The following is a 19,133-nucleotide window of genomic DNA, read 5'->3' on the forward strand; positions in this document are numbered from 1 at the left end:
TGGCTGGCGTCGAGTGGCGGTTACCGGTAATGCACCGCCATTTCGCAAAGCACGGTGGCGAGTGCCGCCGCATCCCCAGTCGTCGCCCAGCGGACGCCGACCGCCATAGGATCAGCCCAGGAACTTGGCGATGATCGCGTCGCCCATCTCAGCGGTGCCGACCTCGGTCATCCCCGGCGAATGAATATCCCTGGTGCGCAAGCCCTGATCGAGCACGGCGGCGATCGCGCCTTCCAGCCGGTCGGCCTCTTCAACCATGCCGAAGGAATAGCGCATGCACATGGCGAAGGAGGCGATCATGGCGATCGGATTGGCGATGCCCTTGCCGGCGATGTCGGGCGCCGAGCCGTGCACCGGCTCGTAGAGCGCCTTGCGCTTTTTTGTCTTCGCATCCGGCGCGCCGAGCGAGGCCGACGGCAGCATGCCGATCGAGCCGGTCAGCATGGCGGCGATGTCGGACAGCATGTCGCCGAACAGATTGTCGGTGACGATGATGTCGAACTGCTTCGGCCAGCGCACCAGCTGCATGCCGCCAGCATCGGCCAACATGTGATCGAGCTTGACGTCGGCATACCTGGCCTTGTGCGTCTGGGTGACGACCTCGTTCCACAGCACGCCCGACTTCATCACATTGCGCTTTTCCATCGAGGTGACTTGGTTCTTGCGCGTGCGCGCCAATTCGAAGGCAACGCCCGAAATGCGCTCGATCTCGAACGTATCGTATATTTGGGTGTCGATGCCGCGCTTCTGGCCGTTGCCGAGGTCGATGATCTGCTTAGGCTCGCCGAAATAGACGCCGCCGGTGAGCTCGCGCACGATCAGGATATCGAGCCCCTCGACCACCTCCTGCTTCAGCGAGGAGGACGCCGCCAGCGCCGGATAGCAGATTGCCGGCCTGAGATTGGCAAACAGCTCCATGTCCTTGCGCAGCCGCAGCAGACCCGCCTCCGGGCGCACCTCGTAAGGCACGGCATCCCATTTCGGCCCGCCGACGGCGCCGAACAGCACCGCGTCCGCCGCCATTGCCTTGGCCATGTCGGCATCGGAGATCGCCGCGCCATGTGCGTCGTAAGCGCAACCGCCGACAAGGCCCTCATCGGTGACGAAATCGCTGCCGAGCCTGTCGTTCATGGCGGCGATCAATTTCTTCACCTCGGCCATCGCCTCGGGGCCGATGCCGTCGCCGGCAAGCAGGAGAAGATTTTTCGAAGCCATGAGAACCGTCCCGATTGTGTCGTGAGCCGCGGCCTTGCTAAACGCCAAGCAGCCGGCGCGCAAGCCCGCGGTTCAGAGCATCGGACCCAAAAAGTGGAAACCGGTTTTGGGAGAATCCGATGCTCAAGACAAAACGCCTACAGATGCGAAAGGATATTGACCAGCCTGCCGAACGGGTCGCGTACGAAGAAGCGCCGCACGCCCCAGGGTTCGTCCGCCGGACCGTATTCGATGGCAAAGCCGGCCGTCCTCATGCTTTCAAGCGCGGCATCGACGTCGTCGACTTCGATAGAGATGTCCGGCACCGGCGTTCCTGATCCCCCTTCGGCCATGAAACTGACCTGCACGGACATCGTCTCTTGCGAGCCGTAGGTAGCGATCCAGCCCATATTCATCTTGAGATCGAGGCCGAGCACATCCTGATAGAAGGGTTTTGCCGCCGCGATATCCTGCGTGTCTATGTTTGCAACGATGCGCCTGACCTTCACCATGGGCCGATCCTCGTGCTAACCGTGTCGTTGTCGCAACCGTGACAGGCATCAGGCTGTGCGCCGCAGCGCCGTCACCTCGATCTCGATCTTCATCTCCGGCTTGTTGAGCTGGCACACGATCATCGTTGCCGCCGGCCTGATCTCGCCAAAGGCCTCGCCGAGGATCGGGAACACCACATCCACGAAAGCCGCATCGGTGATATAGTAATGTGCCCGCACCACATCGGCCATCTCGAAGCCGCCGTCCCCGAGCGCCTTGGCGATCGTCGCCAGGCAATTGCGCGTTTGTGCCTCTACGGTCTCCGGCATCGACATGGTCGCATAATCGTAGCCGGTCGTTCCGGACACGAAACACCAGTCGCCCTGCACCACGGCGCGCGAATAGCCGGCGGTCTTCTCGAAGGGCGAACCGGTGGAGATCAGTTTTCGCATAGGTCCTCCTTTTTTGCAGCGTAGGCGGTTTGGCGAAAGCGGCGGTGGCGGCCGATCTCCCCCCAAGTGGGGAGATGTCCGGGGCGCGCGAAGGATCGCGGCAGAACGATCTAATTCGCCGACCCCAGCGCCTTGTCCAGCGCTTCCTTGACGTCGGCCGGCCATGTACTCACCGCTGGCCACACGTCCGGCTCGGGCTTGTCGCCGCGGCGGGCGAAATAGAGCTTCTGGTTGACCGGGTCAACGGCCATGAAGCCGTCATTGCCGCCGCAATCATGCGGCACGCAGCCGCTGGCAAAAAAGGCGCCCGAAGCGGTCTCCTCAGTACCGCCGCCGACCAGCAGGCTGGTCGCCATGTCGGGCATGTCCTTGCCGAGCAGCGTCTCGGCTAGCCTGTAGACGGCCTCGTTGTGAAAGGCATCAATGATGTTGTCGTATTTCGACGGATCGACGTCTTTCCAGTCGGTGCCCGGCTCCGGCATGTAGGTCAGATTACCGGACGTCGTCAGTCCGTCCGTCGGCGACCATTGCAGCGCCGGCTTGGAATCACCCGGCAGCAGATAGGGCACGAAATAGATGGCCCTGTCGGAGATCGCGGCCGGCGGCGCGCCGCATTCATCCTGCTCGACCGTGGTCGTCTGGATCGTGCCGCCTTCCGGCTTCCACACGATCACCTTGGCCGGGCCGCATTGATTGCCGCCGTCGCCGACATCGACCAGCGCCACCTTAACGCCGCCGACCTCGACGATCTTGTCGAAGAAGACGTCGTAATTGCGCGCCAGTTCCTTGCCGTCGAAGGCGAGCACCCGTTCCCCGTACTCTTCCTCCTGGGTGACAGTCAGTTGGCCGCCCTCGAACGGGATCGGCGCCTGTTTGTCATTGTCGGCTAGGGCCGCATTGCTCAACGCGCCCTGGTCGGCGGCCCCGCCGGACGCATCGTCAGCCGGCACGAGCACCATGTCGGTCTGTGCATGCGCGCCTGCGACCGGCATCAGAATCCACGCCAGCGCGCAGGCCCCGGCAAGAAGCGAACGTGTCATGACTGTCCCCTCCGTTCAGCCGCCACGAACCCGGCCTGTCGCGGCCAGGTCATCGTACCGCTCAGGCCCAGGGGCGCTCAGCAGCGTTCTTCTTCTCGAACGAAGCGATGGCGCCGGCCTTCTCCATGGTCAGGCCGATATCGTCGAGGCCGTTCAAGAGGCAGTGGCGCTTGAATTCGTCGAGGTCGAACTTGACCACGCCGCCGTCCGGCCCGCGGATTTCCTTGGCTTCGAGATCAACCGACAGCGTCGCGTTGGAACCGCGCGAGGCATCGTCTATCAGCTTCTCCAGGTTTTCCGGGCTGACGGTGATCGGCAAGATGCCGTTCTTGAAGCAGTTATTGTAGAAAATGTCGGCGAACGAGGTCGAGATGACGCAGCGGATGCCGAAATCGAGCAGCGCCCACGGCGCATGTTCCCGGCTCGAGCCGCAGCCGAAATTGTCGCCGGCGACCAGGATCTGCGCCTTGCGGTAGGCCGGCTTGTTGAGCACGAAGTCCGGGTTTTCCGAGCCGTCGTCCTTGTAACGCATTTCGGCGAACAGGCCGGTGCCGAGCCCCGTGCGCTTGATCGTCTTGAGATAATCCTTGGGGATGATCATGTCGGTGTCGACATTGACGATCGGCATCGGCGCGGCGACACCGGTGAGCTTGGTGAATTTTTCCATGGTTCTTGCCCGTCTTCTTCTCGTTGCGGGGAATTGCTGGCGCTCGGTTTACACAATGCCGCGGGCAAATAAAAGACGGCTGATTTTGGACTTCCGTCGTCGATCGAAACACAAAATCGGTACAAAACAGCTTCAAAACCACCAGCCCATGGTGCACTTTTGTCGACATGACAACGCGATCCACGATCCTTTACGCCAGCGAACCGGGCCTCGGCATCGCCGAGTTCCGCCGCGTTCTGGTGGAATCCGGCCTCGGCGAGACACGGCCCGTCGATGATCATGCCCGTTTGAAGGCGATGCTCACGAGTGCCGACCTGGTGCTCACCGCGCGCATCGATGCACCGGGCAAGCCGCTGGTTGGTGTCGCTCGCGGCATCACCGACTTTTCCTGGGTCTGCTATATCTCCGAGCTCGCTGTTTCTGCATCGGCGCAAGGGCTGGGTATCGGCAAGGGCCTGATGGATGAGGCACGCCGGCAACTCGGACCTTCCGTTGCCATCAGCCTGATCTCCATGCCCGACGCCGTCGGCTTCTATGAGCGTATCGGCATGGAGCGCATGCCCAACGCATTCTGGTTCGGCCGCAAGCGCTGAAATCCACTCCCAGCGACCTCAACCCGCGCATTCTTGGCTAGGGTTCTGCCTCTTGACATGCAACCAAATGGTTGCATATTAGAGTCATGAGCATGGATGCCGTCTTTCGCGCCTTGGCCGACCCGACACGCCGGCAATTGCTGGACAGCCTTCATGCCAGGAACGGGCAGACGCTGAACGCGCTGTGCGGTGAGATGGACATGACGCGCCAGGCGGTGACCAAGCATCTGGCGATCCTGGAAGAAGCAAACCTCGTCACCACCATCCGCAAGGGACGCGAGAAGCAACATTATCTGAATTCCGTTCCCATCAACGAGATCGCCGAACGCTGGATCGGCAAATTCGAGCGGGGGCGACTGGGCGCCCTCAGCGATTTGAAGAAACGCCTCGAAAGGGAAGACTGATGAGCAACATTTTCGTTTATGTCACCTACATCCGCACCTCGCCCGAAAAACTCTGGCAAGCACTGACCGAGCCGGAGTTCCAGCGGCAATATTTCCTCGGCGCCCAGATGCTAAGCGACTGGAAACAAGGTTCGGCGTGGAAGATGGTTTACACCGACGGCCGCGTCACCGACAGCGGCGAGGTCCTCGAGATCGATCCACCCAAGCGCATCGTGCTCAAATGGCGCAACGAGTTCATGCCCGAGGTCAAGGCGGACGGCTACACACGCTGCACCTTCGCCATCGAGCAGGAGGGCGAGATGATGAAGCTCGCCATCACACACGAAGCCGATGGACCGCACAAGCTGCTTGGCCATGTGGCGAACGGCTGGCCGCTCATCCTGTCCAGCCTGAAGAGCTTGCTCGAAACCGGCAAAGGCCTGTCGCGCCCGGCGTCGAAGGCTTGAGGTCGTTTCGATAGCGAAACGTTTCTGGAGGACAGGTGATGCACGGTTCCGCGGTGCACAGCATGACCAATGGCGAGACCGTCATGGCGAGCGCCGATGTTTGCGCGCCGCCCGAGCGGATCTTTGACGCGCTCGTTACACGCGAGGTCGAGCGCTGGTGGGTCCGCCAAGACCTACCGGATGACCGGATGGGCGGCCGACCTCCGCGTCGGCGGCCGCTGGAGCATCACCGTCGAGACGGCGGCCGGCAGACACCTGCCCGCCAGTGGCGAATTCCTGGAGATCGAAGAGCCGCGCCGGATCGTGCAGACGCGCAGATACGACTGGGATCATCCGACGCTTGGCCGCCGCGAAACCAAAGTCGCCTGGCTGCTGGAGCCGATCGCCGGCGGCACGCGCGTCACCATCTGCCATGGCGGCTTTGCCGGCCTCGCTGACGCTGCAACAGAGCACGCGGAAGGCTGGGGTAGGGTGCTGGGCTGGCTTCAGGCGTATCTTGGTGCAGGCGGCTTGGTGGCGGCCTAACCCAACGGTAGCATCCCTTCGCGCAAGCGTTAAATTACATTCAATTCCCGGAACGGCCGCCCGTCGGCGATCCGGCTGTACCCGAACGCCGAGCAATCCACCGTGCGATAGCCGCCATGCACGATCAGTTCGGCCAGCGCCTTGCCGACCGCCGGAGCCTGCTGCAAGCCGTGGCCGGAAAAACCGTTGGCGAAGAGGAAATTGCCGACCTCGGGATGCGGGCCGATCACCGCGTTCTGGTCGAGCGTGTTGTAGTCGTAATGGCCGACCCAGGCGCGCGTCGGCTTGATCGCCTCGAAGGCCGGAATGCGGGTCGCCAGCACCGGCCAGATCACCTCTTCGAACAGCGGCCAGTCGGGGTCGAAGTCGGCGGGGTCGGCCGGTCCTTCGCCCTCTTCCGGCTCGGCGCCGCCGGTGATGTAGACCGAGCCCTCCGGCCGGACATAGATGCCGCTCGGGTCGACCAGCAGCGGCATGTCGTCATATTTTTCGCGCGCCTCGAAGACGAAGACATTGCGCTTGCGCGGCTCCACCGGCAGCGCCAGCCCGGCCATTGCTGCCACCTTGCCGGCATTCGGCCCGGCGGCGTTAACGACGGTGCCGGCCTCGAGCCGCTCGCCATTGTCGAGGGTCACACCGGCGACGCGCTTCCCCTGCCGCTCGATACCGGTCACCGACGCAGTGATGAAATCGATGTTCTTGCTTCGCAGTGCCTTGCGGAACAGCATCAGCATAGCATGCGCGTCGAACCAGCCTTCGCCGCTGCGGCCATAGGCGCCGGCGGAAATGCCCTCGACCGACAGCCACGGAAAGCGGCGGACGAGCGCCTCGGCATCCTCGAGCACGATGTCGGCGCCCTCGGCCATCTGCGCCTCGTGGTTGGCCCGCAGGATCGGCAGCCCGTTCTCGCCGGCAAGGATGAGGTAGCCGCCTTCGCGAAAGCCGATATCGGCGTCCGCGCCAAACTCTTCCCTGAGCCGCCGGAACAGTTTCAGCGTGAATTGCGACAGCCGGATGTTTTCCGGGATCGAGAACTGCTGGCGGATGGAGGCGCAGGACAGCGTGGTCGCGGCGCGGGAAAATTGCGGGTCGCGCTCGACAAGCGCGATCGAGCCCGAAAACCCTTCCTCGCGCAGATAATAGGCGACCGAGGAGCCGACGATGGCTCCGCCGATGATGACGATATCGTAATGCACCTTTTGGCCCTTCCGATCTGAACCGCCGAGTCACGCCGCCGGCAGGATGATCTCGAAGCGCGTGCCGCTCGCCGAGTCAACCAGCCGGATCGTGCCATCATGCGCTTTCAGGAGGGCCAGCACGATGCCGAGGCCCATGCCGGTGCCGCCGGAATCGCGGCGCGTGGTGAAGAACGGCTCGAAGATGCGGCCTCGGTTGCTGGGCGAAATGCCGGCGCCGTCGTCAGCGACCACGATGGTGGCCTTGCCGTCCGCTTTTGCGGCTGTGACCGATACCAGCGTCGCGCCGTGCCGCGCCGAATTGTCGATGAGATTGGCCAGCACGATCGCAGCGTTTTCGGCCGATATGCGCAGCCCGATCTCAGTGCCCGCCTCGACGCGCACCGCCAGCCTGTCGTCGGCCGGCAGCAGCGCCAGTGACGCACCGAGCGACGTGTTTTCGCCGCTCGGCTCGAGATTTTCGGCGCGCGCCAGGTCGAGCAGGCGGCGCACCAGAAGGTTGAGCCGGCCGGCATCGGTGACGATATTGTCCGAAAACCGCCGCCGCTCGGCCTCGTCCATCGCGCTGCCCGAATCGCGCAGCAGTTCGGCGGCCCCCTGGATCGCCGTCAGCGGCGATTTGAGCTCGTGCGAGACGTGGGTGGCAAAGGTCTGGATGCCGTCGGAGCGTGCGTGCAGCTTTTCGGCCATGTCGAGGAAAGCAGCAGAGAGTTCACCCATTTCGCGCGTGCCGTGGTGATCGAGCGGCCTGATCGCCGCGCGGTCGCCGGCGGCGATGCGTTTCGTGCGTTCCATCAGCGCATAGATCGGACGGCTGACGGCGCGCAGGAAGACCAGCCCGATCAGCAGCGCGCCGCCGAGGATGGTGATTGCCGCCAGCGCCACCTTGCCGCGCTCGCCATAGAGATGCTTGACGATGTTGTTCGGCGTCCGCGACAGATAGACGACGCCGGCGACCTTGCCGGAGACCGCAACCGGCATGGCCACGAAGACGCGAACCTTGGTGCCGCGGCTGACCGAATAGAGCGGCGGCGACGGCTGGTCGGGAACCCGCAGCCTGAGCGCGCTGGCGTAGCGGCCGGCAAGCGCTGCGCGAACCTCTTCGACAGCGGCGAGCGACAGGCCGGCCTCCTCACGGCCGGCGATGACCACGCCTCTGGGATCGAGCAGCCGGAAGCCGGCGAGCGTGGTCTTCTGCGTCTCGGCAAGAATGCCCGACAGGCGTGCGCCGATTGCCGCGAAGGCGGGATCGGCGCTGGCCGCGGTGGCCGCGGGCCGGGTCGGCAGGATCCCGTCGGACGCAAGATCGAGGCCCGGTTCGATCGCCTGGTAGGGAGAAGCCCGATCGCTGGTGTTGGGTGAAGGCACGGGTGCGCCTAGCTTTTCCGGGGCAAGGCCGGCCTCACGGACCTCTTGCGCATAGATCGCGCCAAGGGCGGCGCCTTGGGCGATCAGCTCGGCCTCGGTCTGCCTGATCAGCTGGTTCTCGTAGAGCCGGAAGAAAAACAGGCCGGCCAGCGGCAGCGCCATCACCATGATCAGGATGGCGATGACGACCGTGGCGAGGCGAGGCCGCCATTTGCTGCCAATCAGTTCTTGGGCGCTCACGCGCCGCATCCGCCCAGCCGAAAACCGACGCCGTGCACGGTCTCGATCGCATCGACGCAGCCGACGGCCGCCAGCTTGGCGCGGATATTGCGGATATGGCTGTCGACGGTGCGGTCTGCGACATGGATATTGGCCGCATAGGCGTTGGCCATCACCATGTCGCGGCCAAGCACATGCGCCGGCCGCGCCAAAAAGCCTTTCAGGATCGCGAATTCGATCGACGTCAGCGCCAGCGGCTTGCCGTCGAAGCTGGCTGTATGGCTTGCCGGAACCAGCAACAGTCTGCCATGCGAGAATTGCCGGTCGTCGGCTGGTTCCGGCGTGGGCCGGGCGCGGCGCAGAATGACGTTGACGCGGGCGACCAGCTCGCGCGGGCTGAACGGCTTGGTGACATAATCATCGCCGCCCATCTCCAGCCCGAGGACGCGGTCGATCTCTTCATCGCGCGCGGACAGGAACAGCACCGGCAGGTCGGATGTGTGGCGCAGCCGCCGGCACACTTCCAGCCCGTCCATTTCCGGCATGCCGATGTCGAGCACGACGAGATCGGGCGCATGGCGCTCTATCGCCTGCAAGGCAGCCGCGCCGTCCGGCACCGCCAGCGTTTTCATGCCGGCCTTTTCCAGCGCGAAGCAGATGATTTCGCGAATGTGCGGGTCGTCGTCGGCGACCAGTATGTGGTGCGGCATCAAATCAGCGGCCCGGCATGAAGGGTTCGGACATCGGAGGAACCACGAACGGGCCACGCCTGTCGAGGGCGCGGTTGAGCCGCCAGTCACGAAAGCTCCAGCCCCGCCAGCTTTCCTGGCCGGCGCGGAAGCGTGCTTCGTCCTGTGCATACCAGCCGGCGAGTTCGCGGATGGAGGCATCCTCCGCGGAAACCGTCCTGCTCTGGTGCTGGACGAAGCGATCGAGCGCCGGCAAGGCGCCGGGCCCGAGCGAGCGCAGGTACCAGACGTCGAGCTGGGTGCCTTGGCCGGTCATTTCGAAGCAATGGTCGACATTGTAGTTGGCAATCAGCGCGGCAAAGTTGATGAACGAGCAGGCATAGAGCGTCGCCGATAGCGTCAGAAGATTGGCGGCAAGCAGCCATTCGTTGGACTTTTCGCGCGCGATGCGGGCTATGATCAGGACAAGGCCCGCCGCCACCAGCCCCATCCAGACGAACGCAGCGACACGCCAATAGGTCAGCGCATAGATACCGATATAGAGATCGAGCCGCAGGATCGACGAGATCACCAGGAGGATGTTCTGCGCCACCCAGGCATAAACCAGCCGGCGGATGAGCGGATCGCCGGAGGTCGCACTTCCCGGCCGCAGCGCCGCCAGCACGAAGCCGGCGGCCAGCAGCGCCGTGACGATCAGCGGATAGGCGCCGCGATGCGCGTAGGCGGCATAGGTCAGCCCGTCGGGAAGCGCGATGCCGCCCCACAGATAGGTGGCGTCGAGTGCGCTCTGCACCGCGAACAGGATGTTGAAGACGACGAGCGCGCGGAGGATAGCGGCCTTGCCGAAGACGATGTCCTCGATGGTGGTCCTGGTGGCCGGCGTCGCCGGTGCGCTGGCTGGCGACACCCTGCGGCGGCGGAGAAAGCGCGGCAGCCGCGGCCGCAGAAAGGCCCAGACGCAGGCAAGCACGAACAGCCAGAAGCCGAGACGTGGCAGCTGGACGACGTCGAGCAGTGCCATCAGGTCGATCAGCGAGAACCAATATTCGATGACCGGATTGGCGGCGCCGAACAGCGCGAGGAACACTGCGCCGAGGCCCAGCGGCATGACCCAGACGGCGATCGCCGCAAGGCGCACGCGCCGCCGGCCAAGCCGCCGCGCCGCCGTGCGCCAGCGGAAGAAATCAAGGACGAGCCGAAATGGCGTTGCAAGCAGGAACAGCGAGAGTTGGCCGGCAATACGGGCAAGGCCGCGCCGCAACCGTCCGGCCAGTGAAAGCGCGAGGATGGCCGTCGCCGCCAGCGCGATCGAGACGGACAGTGCGCTGACATTTTCCACAAGCGGCAGCAGCGCCATAAACAGCGCAACCGGCTTGAACCAGAACCTGCCATCGTTGAAGACGTCGAGAGGATGGAGAGCCATGCTCGCCGCTGCAATCGCAACGCCGAACAGGAAAAGCGTGATGCCCGCCGGTTGGCCATAGAAGAAGAAATCGGCCAACGCGACGAGCAGGACGGCAACGCCGAAGCGGCTGCAATAGCTCGGCGCCGCCGAGAGGAATACTGTCATGATCGGGCTTTCTCGGCGGCTTTGATGCGGCTGGTGGGCAGGGATTTCCGGGCGAAAGGGAGGAGGGTTGCCAAAGTCTGGGGCGGATCGACGAGCCACCAGCTTTCGCGGCGAAGCCGGTACGGCAGGGACCAACGGGAGTTCTTTTGCTCTTGCATGCCGCCCTTGTCGCATCCGGTCGGGTGGCAAGCGGGGCGGAGACGAGGAGATTTTCCGAAATTGCGTGCAGTTTTTATGCACGGCTTGCCTCGGCTAGCTGCAGGCGGCATAGATCGAAGATGACCACCGAAAGCTACCGCCCGCGCCGCTCGGTGCTTTACGTCCCGGCTTCGAACGACAAGGCGCTGGCCAAGATCCAATCGCTGGCCTGCGATACCGTCGTCATCGATCTCGAGGACGCCGTCGCCCCGGCCGATAAACTTTCCGCGCGCGAAAAACTGGCGGCGATTTTCGCCGGCCATTCCAACCGGCGCTGCGAGATGGTCGTGCGCATCAACGCGCTGTCGAGCGAGTGGGGCGGCGCCGACCTGCTGGCCGCGGCAAAATGCTCGCCCGACGCCATCCTGCTGCCCAAGGTCGACACGCCGCGCGACATTCTCGAGGCCGGCGACGTGCTCGACGACAATTTTATCGCCGACGAAGTCAAGCTATGGGCGATGATCGAGACGCCCAAGGCGCTGCTCAACATTGGGCCGATTGCCGAGCTCGGCCGCGATCCGGCCTCTCGACTGGTGTGTTTCGCTGCCGGAACGAATGACCTGGTCAAGGACACCGGAATTCTCGCCATGCCCGACCGGCGCTATCTCGTTCCATGGCTGATGCAGATGGTGCTCGCCGCGCGCGCCGGCGGCCTCGACCTGCTCGATGGCGTCTTCAATGATTTTCGCGATATGGACGGGTTTGCGCGCGAGTGCACGGAAGCGGCCGCCATGGGTTTTGACGGCAAGTCGCTGATCCATCCAGCTCAGATCGAAGCCGCGAACCGCGCCTTTGCACCGTCGCCCGAAGCAATAGCCGAGGCGCGCGCGGTCAAGGATGCCTTCGCGTTCGCCGAAAATACCGGTAGGGCGGTAGTTGCGCTGAACGGCAAGATGGTCGAGCGGCTGCATCTGGCGCAGGCCGAAAAACTGCTGGCGAAGGCCGCCGCTGTTCGCGCATGACTAACGTAACTGACGACAGGATTGAAGAATGAAACTCTACCGCTTTCTGTCCGGCCCGGACGATGCCAGCTTCTGCCACAAGGTGACGGCGGCGCTGAACAAGGGCTGGCACCTGTTCGGCTCGCCGACCTATGCCTATGACAAGGAGGCCAAGACCATGCGCTGCGGCCAGGCCGTGGTGAAGGACATCGAGGGCCAGGAATACGGCCCCGACACCAAGCTCAGCGATTGGTAGGTGCTACCGGCTACGGCAGCCTTTCCCAGACGGCTCTGATTTCGTTGAGCCGCGCGTCTGCGAGCCCGTCGACGTCATCGCAGCTGAAATAGAGTATCGATAGCGCTGCAAGGAGGCCGGGATAACCGGAGACGTAACCCATCTTCGTAAGTATCTCGGGAACCCGCAGTCGCTTGCGTTCGATCAAGGAGATCGCGCATTCTGCAGTCAGAGATGCCACCGGGTGGTCGACTTCGGATAGCCAAAAGTCGACCAGAGCTAGGAGAATGGCGGGCTCGACGGCAGCACTTGCGGGCAGATGGCAAAGCTCGCTAAGTGCTAAGAACGCGGCATTCGGCGAAATCCTCACTGCGGATTCGATCAGTTCCCGGCTCAGTGAAATGTCGTGATACGGCCAATTGCAATCGATCAGATCGGCAAATTCTGCTTCTGTCATCTGAGTGCTATTCAGCCGCTTCCTCGATCCGCTCCATATCGTCGTCCGACAGGCCGAAATGGTGGCCGATCTCGTGGATCAGCACATGGGTGACGATGTCGCCCAGCGTTTCCTCGTTCTCGGCCCAGTAGTCGAGGATGGCGCGGCGATAGAGCGTGATGCGGTTCGGCCCCTCGCCGGTCTGCGGGTTCCAGCGCTCGGCGATGCCGCGCCCCTCGAACAGGCCGAGCAGGTCGAAGGGCGTTTCCAGCGAAAGGTCGTCCATGATCTCGTCGGTCGGGAATTCGGCGATCTGAATGACGATCTCGCCGGTCAACTTGCGAAAGTCCTCCGGCAGATGGGCATAGGCCTCCAGCGCCAGGAGCTCGATTTCCTCCATCGTTGGCGAAAGCTGGTCGTGCCAGATGCGTGTTTGGTAGATGCGAGCCATGCTTTGTCCTTTGATCCCGGCATATAGGCTTTCGGGCCGGACTCGGCAAATGGTCGGGCTGGGGTGACCGTGTCACGCCCCCACTACAGGAATAAATTCCCCATGACTCCGCTTGACTCTTTGGCCGGCCTCTGGAATTCTAGGGAACATAACAGGAACAATTGTGAGTGGAAGCTGACCGTCATGGCGACAAGCGCCGTGGCGCGGGAGACTGTTTTTGCCCTGCGCCGCCAGATCGCGAAGATCGAAGGGACCTTGCCCGAGCGCCTGGAGGCGCCGGCCAGTTCGTCGTTTGACGCGGATGTCTCTCGTCAGAGTCTGACACCCTCTCGGCATCCGACACCCGCTCGGAATCTGACCATTGTCCGGCGCGGCCTCGCCGTGGCGCCGCCCGATGCGTTTTTGCGCACCGGCGCCGAGCGCCTCGATGCTGCGCTGAGCGGCGGCCTGCCGAAGGCGGCGGTGAGCGAGTTTCATGGCGCCGCGACCCGCGATGCCGGGGCCGTTGCCGGTTTTGCCTTGTCGCTCGTCAGCCTGATCCTCAGCCAGGGGCCGCGATTGCCGGTGCTGTGGATCGGCACATCCGAGGTTTTCCGCGAGGCCGGCTTTCCCTATGCCAGGGGGCTTCACGCCTTCTTCGGCATCGAGCCGGAGCAATTGCTGTTTTCCGAGGCGCCAAGGCTGCTCGATGCGCTGTGGATCGCCGAGGAGGCTGCCCGGATGACGGCGCTGGCCGCCGTCATCCTCGAAATCCGCGGCAGCCCGCAGCGGCTTGACCTCACCGCGACGCGGCGGCTGCACGCCCGCGCGCAGAGTGCGGGCCGGCCGCTGTTCCTGCTGCGCCAGGCCGGCGAGCCCGAACCGACGGCAGCGCCCGTCCGCCTCATCCTGTCGGCGGCACCGGCGGCAACGCGTAAGACGCTTGCCGGGCCGCTCGCCGGCTCGATCGGCCGACCCGCCTTCACCGTCGCCATCGGCAAGAGCCGCACGGCCTTGCCCGGAAAATTCACACTGGAGTGGAACCCCGATGAACGCATATTCGAAGAAAGACGGGGCGAGCAAGGAAGGTCTCAGGAATGGGCCCCAGAACGGCCAAAGACTCCTATCCCTGTGGTTTCCGCATCTCGCCGCCGAGAGGATCCTGCGGCAGCGTCTGGGGCGGTCCTGGCGTTCCCGGCCGTCGGATCACCTGCCGCTGGTGATCAGTCACCGCGACCGGAACGCCCAGCGCATCGCCGCCCTCGACGAGCGGGCCGAGGCGCTTAATCTGAAGCGCGGCATGGGCATAGCCGACGCACGCGCCATGCATCCCTCGATCGACATCGTGGAGGCCGATCCGGAGGCCGACCGGCGCCTGCTCGAAGGCCTCGCCGACTGGTGCGACCGCTATACCCCGCTGGTGGCGCTTGACGGGACCGACGGCCTCTATCTCGACGTCACCGGCTGCACCCATCTTTTCGGCGGCGAACGCTCGATGCTGGACGATATCCTGTCGCGTTTTTTCCATCAGGGCTTCGATGTCCGCGCCGGGCTTGCCGCCACGCCTGGTGCTGCCTGGGCGGCGGCGCGGTTTGCTGGCGACCGCATCGTGCCCGATGGTGAGGAGGAAGCGCTTCTCGCGCCCTTGCCGCTGGCGGCGCTGCGCATCGACCCGGAGGTACGCGCCAGCCTCGAAAGCGTCGGCCTGCGCACGGCGGGCGCCGTCATGGCGGCACCGCGCGCGCCGCTGGCCCGCCGCTTCGGCGCATCGCTGCTCTTGCGCCTCGACCAGGCGCTTGGCCGCCTCGAGGAGGCCGTGTCGCCGCGCCTGCCGGTGGCACCGCTTTCGGTCGAGCGTCACCTTGCCGAGCCGATCATGCTGACCGAAGACATCGAGCGGCTGACCGGCATGCTGGCGACCACCTTGAAGAGCGACCTCGAGCGTCGCGGCGAGGGCGCAAGGCGGCTGGCGCTGCTGCTTTTCCGCGTCGATGGCGGCGTCAGCCGCATCGCCGTCGGCACCTCGCGGCCCTTGCGTGAGCCGCTGCTGATCCAGAAATTGTTCCACGAACGGCTTGCCGCGCTCGAACAGGATATCGACGCCGGCTATGGCTTCGATCTCGTGCGCCTCTCGGTGCTGACCGCCGCCGCCTTCGATATGCAGCAGGCCGACCTTGCCGGCGAAACGAGCGACGACGGCGCCGATATCGCGCTTTTTGCCGACCGCATTCGCGCCCGGCTCGGCGAAGGCGCGGTCTTGAAGCCGGTCGCCGTCGAGAGCCATCTGCCGGAGCGCGCCGTCGCCACCCTCCCCTTCACGGAGGCGCCGCAGAGAAGCTCGCCGCCGAAGCAGCCGGACAAGGTGAAGGATGCTCCCACGACCGTCTTCCAGCCGGAACGGCCGATCCGGCTTTTCCGTTCGCCCGAGCCGATCGAGGTGCCGGCCACCGAAATGCCGGAAGGCCCGCCTTTGAACTTCCGCTGGCGGCGCGCGCTCTACCGGGTCGCGCGCGCCGAAGGGCCGGAGCGCATCGCGCCGGAATGGTGGCGAGGGGCGCCGGGACGAGAAGATGAGCCAACCCGGGATTATTTCCGCATCGAGGATGCCGACGGCCGCCGTTACTGGCTCTACCGCCAGGGTCTTTACGGCGCCTCGCTGCCTTCGCCGCGCTGGTTCATGCATGGGATCTTCGCATGAATGCGCTGACGGCCATTCCCTATGCCGAATTCGGCATCCAGTCGAACTTCTCGTTTCTGCGCGGTGCCTCGAAACCGGAGGAGCTGGTGGTCGCGGCAAAATTCCTGGGGTTTTCGGCGATCGGTCTCGCCGACCGCAACACGGTGGCGGGCGTGGTGCGCGCCTGGCAGCAGGCCAAGGTGGAGGGTGCTTCCTATCATCCCGGCTGCCGCCTGGTTTTTTGCGACGGCACGCCGGACATCCTCGCCTACCCGCAGGATCGCAAGGGTTGGGGTCATCTCTGCCGCATGCTGACGCAGGCCAATCTGCGTGACGAGAACGAAAAAGGGGCGACGCTCCTCAAACAGAGCGATCTTCTCGAATGGGGCGATCTCCTGTCGCTCGCCATACTGCCGGATGTGTCGGCGGACGCGGAAACCAGCCACGCACTCCTTAGCCGGCTCAGGGATCGTTTCGGTGAAAACCTGCGGCTTGCGGTTTCGCCGGATTACCGCGGCAACGACCGCTTCCGTATCGAGCAGGCGGCGGCGATGGCGGAGCTGGCCGGCATCCCGTTGATGGCGACCAACGATGTTCTCTACCATACGTCGGAACGGCGCCCGCTGCAGGACGTGCTGACGGCGATCCGCCTCAATGTGCCTGTCGCCGAGGTGGGGCTGGAGCTGGCGGCCAATGCCGAGCGTCACTTAAAGCCGCCGCTGGAGATGGCACGGCTTTTCCGCAGGCATCCGCAAGCGCTGGCGGAAACGCTGCGTTTTGCCGGCGAGCTGACCTTCTCGCTCAGTGACCTGCAATACAACTATCCCGACGAGCCGACGGAATCGGGTCTTGGGCCGCAGGCCGAACTGGAAAGGCTGGCCAAGGAGGGAGCCGCCATCCGCTACCCCTCGGGCGTGCCCGCTTTTGTGACGCAGCGCATCGAGGAGGAGCTCGCTCTGATCGAGCGCCTGAACTACGCGCGCTATTTCCTGACTGTCCACGACATCGTCAAATTCGCCCGCAGCCAGAACATTCTCTGCCAGGGGCGCGGCTCTGCCGCCAACTCGATCGTCTGCTTCTGCATTGGCATCACCGAAGTCGGCCCGGACAAGATCGAAACGCTTTTCGAGCGCTTCATTTCCGAGGAAAGAAACGAGCCGCCCGACATCGACGTCGATTTCGAGCATGAAAAGCGCGAGGAGGTCATCCAGTACATCTATTCCAAATACAGCACCAAGCGCACCGCGCTGGCCGCCGCCGTCGTCAGCTACCGGGGCCGCTCGGCGATGCGCGAAGTGGCCAAGGCGATGGGCCTGTCGGACGACGTCCGGGGCGCGCTGTCCAGTTCGATCTGGGGCTGGTCGACCTCGGAGCTCGGCGAAAAGGAGACAAAGGCCGGCGGCCTCGATCAGACCGATCCATCGACAAGGCATGTAATCGAATGCGCCAACGAGATCATGGGCTTTCCCCGTCATTTGTCGCAGCATGTCGGCGGTTTCGTCATCACCCGGGACCGGCTCGACGAGATCGTGCCCATCGTCAAGACGGCGATGGACGAGCGCAAGATGGTCGAGTGGGACAAGGACGATCTCGACGCGGTGAAAATCCTTAAAGTGGACGTGCTGGCGCTCGGCATGCTGACCTGCCTGCAGCGCGCCTTCACCCTGCTCCAGGATCATTATCCGCAGGCGCGGGACGAGTACGGCCTGCCCTATGTGCTGGCCACTCTGCCTGCCGAGGACAAGCATGTCTACGACATGATCTGCCGTGCCGACACGATCGGCGTCTTCCAGATCGAATCGCGCGCGCAGATGTCGATGCTGCCGCGGCTGCGGCCGAAAAGCTTTTACGACCTCGTCATCGAGGTGGCGATCGTGCGGCCCGGCCCGATCCAAGGCGACATGGTCCACCCTTATCTGCGCCGCCGGCAAGGCAAGGAAAAACCCGAATATCCCAAGCCGGAACTGGAAAAAATACTCGGCAGGACGCTGGGCGTGCCGCTGTTCCAGGAGCAGGCGATGAAGATCGCCATCGTTGCTGGCGGCTTCAGGCCGGGCGAGGCCGATGAACTGCGCCGCGCCATGGCGACATTCAAGCGCACCGGCACGATCGGCAATTACCGCAAGAGAATGGTCGACGGCATGGTCGCCAAGGGCTACGAAAAAGACTTCGCCGAGCGCTGCTTCAAGCAGATCGAGGGTTTTGGCGAATACGGCTTTCCCGAGAGCCACGCCGCCTCCTTCGCCCTGCTGGTCTATGCCTCCTGCTGGTTCAAGACCTTCTATCCCGACGTGTTCTGCGCCGCGATCCTGAATTCCCAGCCGATGGGGTTTTACCAGCCGGCCCAGCTTGTCCGCGACGCGCATGACCACGGCGTCGAGATCCGCGAGGTCGACGTCAATTTTTCCGGCTGGGATTGCGCCTTGGAGAAATCGCCTTTCGATCCGGATCGTATCCTTGACCGCCATGCCCAGATGCGCGGCGTCATCCGGACCAGCCATGCCGTCCGGCTCGGCTTTCGCCAGGTCAAGGGCCTGTCGAAGGAGCGCATGGAAGCGTTTGTGTCGAGGCGCGGCGCCGGCTATGCATCCGTACGCGACGTCTGGCTGCGCTCGGGCCTCAACGTCGACGAGATCGAAAAACTGGCGCAGGCCGACGCTTTCCGGTCGCTTGGATTGAACCGTCGCGACGCTCTATGGGCGGTCCGCGCGCTCGACGGCAAGAGTGCCGCCGAAAAGCTGCCGCTGTTCGACCAGCCGGCGATCCGCTTGCGCGATCTGGAGCCTGCAACCAGGCTCCCGACAATGCCGCTCGGCGAGCACGTCGTCCACGACTACCGCTCGCTTGGCCTGTCGCTGAAGGCGCACCCGGTCGCCTTCCTGCGTCAAAGGCTGGATCGTTCCGGCGTCACGCCCAATGTGCGGCTCGGCCAGGTGCGGGACGGCCGGCGCGTTTCGGTCGCCGGCCTCGTGCTGGTGCGGCAGCGGCCGGGCAATGGCAAGGCGATTTTCCTGACGCTGGAAGACGAGAATGCGGTCGCCAACATTATTTTCTGGGAAAGGACTTTTGACCGCTTCCGCCCCATCGTCATGGGCGCGCGTCTCATCCGCGTCACCGGCAAGTTGCAATCGGAATCGGACGTCATCCATATCGTCGCCGAGAAGGTCGAGGATCTGACGCCGTGGCTGTCGGTGCTGCTTGAGCAGGCAAGGCCTGCGGACAGACTGTCGAGCAGTGCAGACGAGGCTCAGCCTGGCAGCATCGCGCAAACGGAACTACTGGGAAAGGCAGAGAAGGTCATGCCCAAAGGGCGCAATTTTCAATAGAGGCGCGAAAGATCGCGACGGAGCGGCTCTGAACC

The 19,133-nt window shown here is 64.2% G+C and carries 20 protein-coding genes; 9 read left to right on the plus strand and 11 right to left on the minus strand.

Going from position 1 to position 19,133, the window contains the following annotated elements:
* Nucleotides 1-111: 111 nt before the first annotated feature.
* The 5 genes from leuB to leuD all read right to left on the minus strand — a co-directional run bounded on the left by leuB (nt 112) and on the right by leuD (nt 3,845).
* Nucleotides 112-1,215 carry a 3-isopropylmalate dehydrogenase gene (gene leuB, locus NKI25_RS09780; RefSeq protein ID WP_352593753.1) on the minus strand — a complete coding sequence of 368 codons (1,104 nt, stop codon included), beginning with the start codon at nt 1,213-1,215 and terminating at the stop codon, nt 112-114.
* A 137-nt stretch (nt 1,216-1,352) separates the two neighbouring features.
* The gene (locus NKI25_RS09785; protein WP_352593798.1) at nt 1,353-1,703 is read right to left on the minus strand and encodes a VOC family protein; all 351 of its coding nucleotides are present in this window, start codon (nt 1,701-1,703) and stop codon (nt 1,353-1,355) included.
* A gap of 51 nt (nt 1,704-1,754) precedes the next feature.
* Nucleotides 1,755-2,138, minus strand: coding sequence for a RidA family protein (locus NKI25_RS09790; protein WP_352470853.1), 384 nt, complete (start codon nt 2,136-2,138; stop codon nt 1,755-1,757).
* 110 nt (nt 2,139-2,248) lie between these two features.
* Complete coding sequence (locus NKI25_RS09795) at nt 2,249-3,178, minus strand: Ivy family c-type lysozyme inhibitor (protein ID WP_352998390.1); 930 nt, start codon at nt 3,176-3,178, stop codon at nt 2,249-2,251.
* A gap of 61 nt (nt 3,179-3,239) precedes the next feature.
* A complete protein-coding gene (gene leuD, locus NKI25_RS09800) occupies nt 3,240-3,845 on the minus strand; it encodes a 3-isopropylmalate dehydratase small subunit (RefSeq protein WP_352593751.1) in 606 nt (201 codons plus the stop codon).
* A 167-nt stretch (nt 3,846-4,012) separates the two neighbouring features.
* Here leuD and NKI25_RS09805 point away from each other — a divergent pair, with 167 nt between their 5' ends.
* The 4 genes from NKI25_RS09805 to NKI25_RS09820 all read left to right on the plus strand — a co-directional run bounded on the left by NKI25_RS09805 (nt 4,013) and on the right by NKI25_RS09820 (nt 5,813).
* The gene (locus NKI25_RS09805) at nt 4,013-4,438 is read left to right on the plus strand and encodes a GNAT family N-acetyltransferase (RefSeq protein ID WP_352593750.1); all 426 of its coding nucleotides are present in this window, start codon (nt 4,013-4,015) and stop codon (nt 4,436-4,438) included.
* Nucleotides 4,439-4,530: 92 nt separating this feature from the next.
* The gene (locus NKI25_RS09810; protein ID WP_352593797.1) at nt 4,531-4,842 is read left to right on the plus strand and encodes an ArsR/SmtB family transcription factor; all 312 of its coding nucleotides are present in this window, start codon (nt 4,531-4,533) and stop codon (nt 4,840-4,842) included.
* A complete protein-coding gene (locus tag NKI25_RS09815; protein WP_352470856.1) occupies nt 4,842-5,288 on the plus strand; it encodes an SRPBCC family protein in 447 nt (148 codons plus the stop codon). The genes NKI25_RS09810 and NKI25_RS09815 overlap by 1 nt, the downstream gene beginning before the upstream one ends.
* A 180-nt stretch (nt 5,289-5,468) precedes the next feature.
* On the plus strand, nt 5,469-5,813 hold the full coding sequence (locus tag NKI25_RS09820) for an SRPBCC family protein (protein ID WP_352593749.1): 345 nt from the start codon (nt 5,469-5,471) through the stop codon (nt 5,811-5,813).
* Nucleotides 5,814-5,842: 29 nt separating this feature from the next.
* Here the strand turns inward: NKI25_RS09820 and NKI25_RS09825 are convergent, their stop codons facing one another.
* Genes NKI25_RS09825 through NKI25_RS09840 form a run of 4 tightly spaced genes read right to left on the minus strand, consistent with a single transcriptional unit; the run spans nt 5,843 to nt 10,855 of the window.
* Nucleotides 5,843-7,009 (minus strand): NAD(P)/FAD-dependent oxidoreductase, encoded by a 1,167-nt coding sequence (locus NKI25_RS09825; RefSeq protein ID WP_352450228.1) that lies wholly within the window; start codon nt 7,007-7,009, stop codon nt 5,843-5,845.
* A 30-nt stretch (nt 7,010-7,039) separates the two neighbouring features.
* On the minus strand, nt 7,040-8,626 hold the full coding sequence (locus tag NKI25_RS09830) for an ATP-binding protein (RefSeq protein ID WP_352594352.1): 1,587 nt from the start codon (nt 8,624-8,626) through the stop codon (nt 7,040-7,042).
* Nucleotides 8,614-9,306, minus strand: a complete 693-nt coding sequence (locus tag NKI25_RS09835) for a response regulator transcription factor (protein ID WP_352594351.1) — start codon at nt 9,304-9,306, stop codon at nt 8,614-8,616. The genes NKI25_RS09830 and NKI25_RS09835 overlap by 13 nt, the downstream gene beginning before the upstream one ends.
* Nucleotides 9,307-9,310: 4 nt before the next feature.
* Nucleotides 9,311-10,855, minus strand: coding sequence for a DUF4153 domain-containing protein (locus NKI25_RS09840; protein ID WP_352594350.1), 1,545 nt, complete (start codon nt 10,853-10,855; stop codon nt 9,311-9,313).
* 278 nt (nt 10,856-11,133) lie between these two features.
* On the opposite strand from NKI25_RS09840, the gene NKI25_RS09845 reads away from it, so the two are divergent.
* Together NKI25_RS09845 and NKI25_RS09850 are read left to right on the plus strand one after the other, a co-directional pair.
* On the plus strand, nt 11,134-12,015 hold the full coding sequence (locus NKI25_RS09845; protein ID WP_352697023.1) for an HpcH/HpaI aldolase/citrate lyase family protein: 882 nt from the start codon (nt 11,134-11,136) through the stop codon (nt 12,013-12,015).
* A 28-nt stretch (nt 12,016-12,043) separates the two neighbouring features.
* On the plus strand, nt 12,044-12,250 hold the full coding sequence (locus tag NKI25_RS09850; RefSeq protein ID WP_352458330.1) for a DUF1737 domain-containing protein: 207 nt from the start codon (nt 12,044-12,046) through the stop codon (nt 12,248-12,250).
* Nucleotides 12,251-12,260: 10 nt separating this feature from the next.
* Here the strand turns inward: NKI25_RS09850 and NKI25_RS09855 are convergent, their stop codons facing one another.
* On the minus strand, nt 12,261-12,686 hold the full coding sequence (locus NKI25_RS09855; RefSeq protein WP_352594349.1) for a hypothetical protein: 426 nt from the start codon (nt 12,684-12,686) through the stop codon (nt 12,261-12,263).
* A 7-nt stretch (nt 12,687-12,693) separates the two neighbouring features.
* Nucleotides 12,694-13,116, minus strand: a complete 423-nt coding sequence (locus tag NKI25_RS09860) for a metallopeptidase family protein (protein ID WP_352594348.1) — start codon at nt 13,114-13,116, stop codon at nt 12,694-12,696.
* Between the two features lie 183 nt (nt 13,117-13,299).
* Here NKI25_RS09860 and NKI25_RS09865 point away from each other — a divergent pair, with 183 nt between their 5' ends.
* The 3 genes from NKI25_RS09865 to NKI25_RS09875 are packed head-to-tail and all read left to right on the plus strand — an operon-like array spanning nt 13,300 to nt 19,098.
* Complete coding sequence (locus NKI25_RS09865; RefSeq protein ID WP_352594347.1) at nt 13,300-14,382, plus strand: ImuA family protein; 1,083 nt, start codon at nt 13,300-13,302, stop codon at nt 14,380-14,382.
* Nucleotides 14,315-15,793: a DUF6504 family protein gene (locus NKI25_RS09870; RefSeq protein WP_352594346.1), complete on the plus strand. Its 1,479-nt coding sequence runs from the start codon at nt 14,315-14,317 to the stop codon at nt 15,791-15,793. Before NKI25_RS09865 ends, NKI25_RS09870 begins: the two co-directional genes overlap by 68 nt.
* On the plus strand, nt 15,790-19,098 hold the full coding sequence (locus NKI25_RS09875) for an error-prone DNA polymerase (protein WP_352594345.1): 3,309 nt from the start codon (nt 15,790-15,792) through the stop codon (nt 19,096-19,098). Before NKI25_RS09870 ends, NKI25_RS09875 begins: the two co-directional genes overlap by 4 nt.
* Nucleotides 19,099-19,133 lie beyond the last annotated feature (35 nt).

The sequence above is a fragment of the Mesorhizobium sp. M0808 genome (assembly GCF_040320025.1).
Lineage (GTDB): Bacteria > Pseudomonadota > Alphaproteobacteria > Rhizobiales > Rhizobiaceae > Mesorhizobium.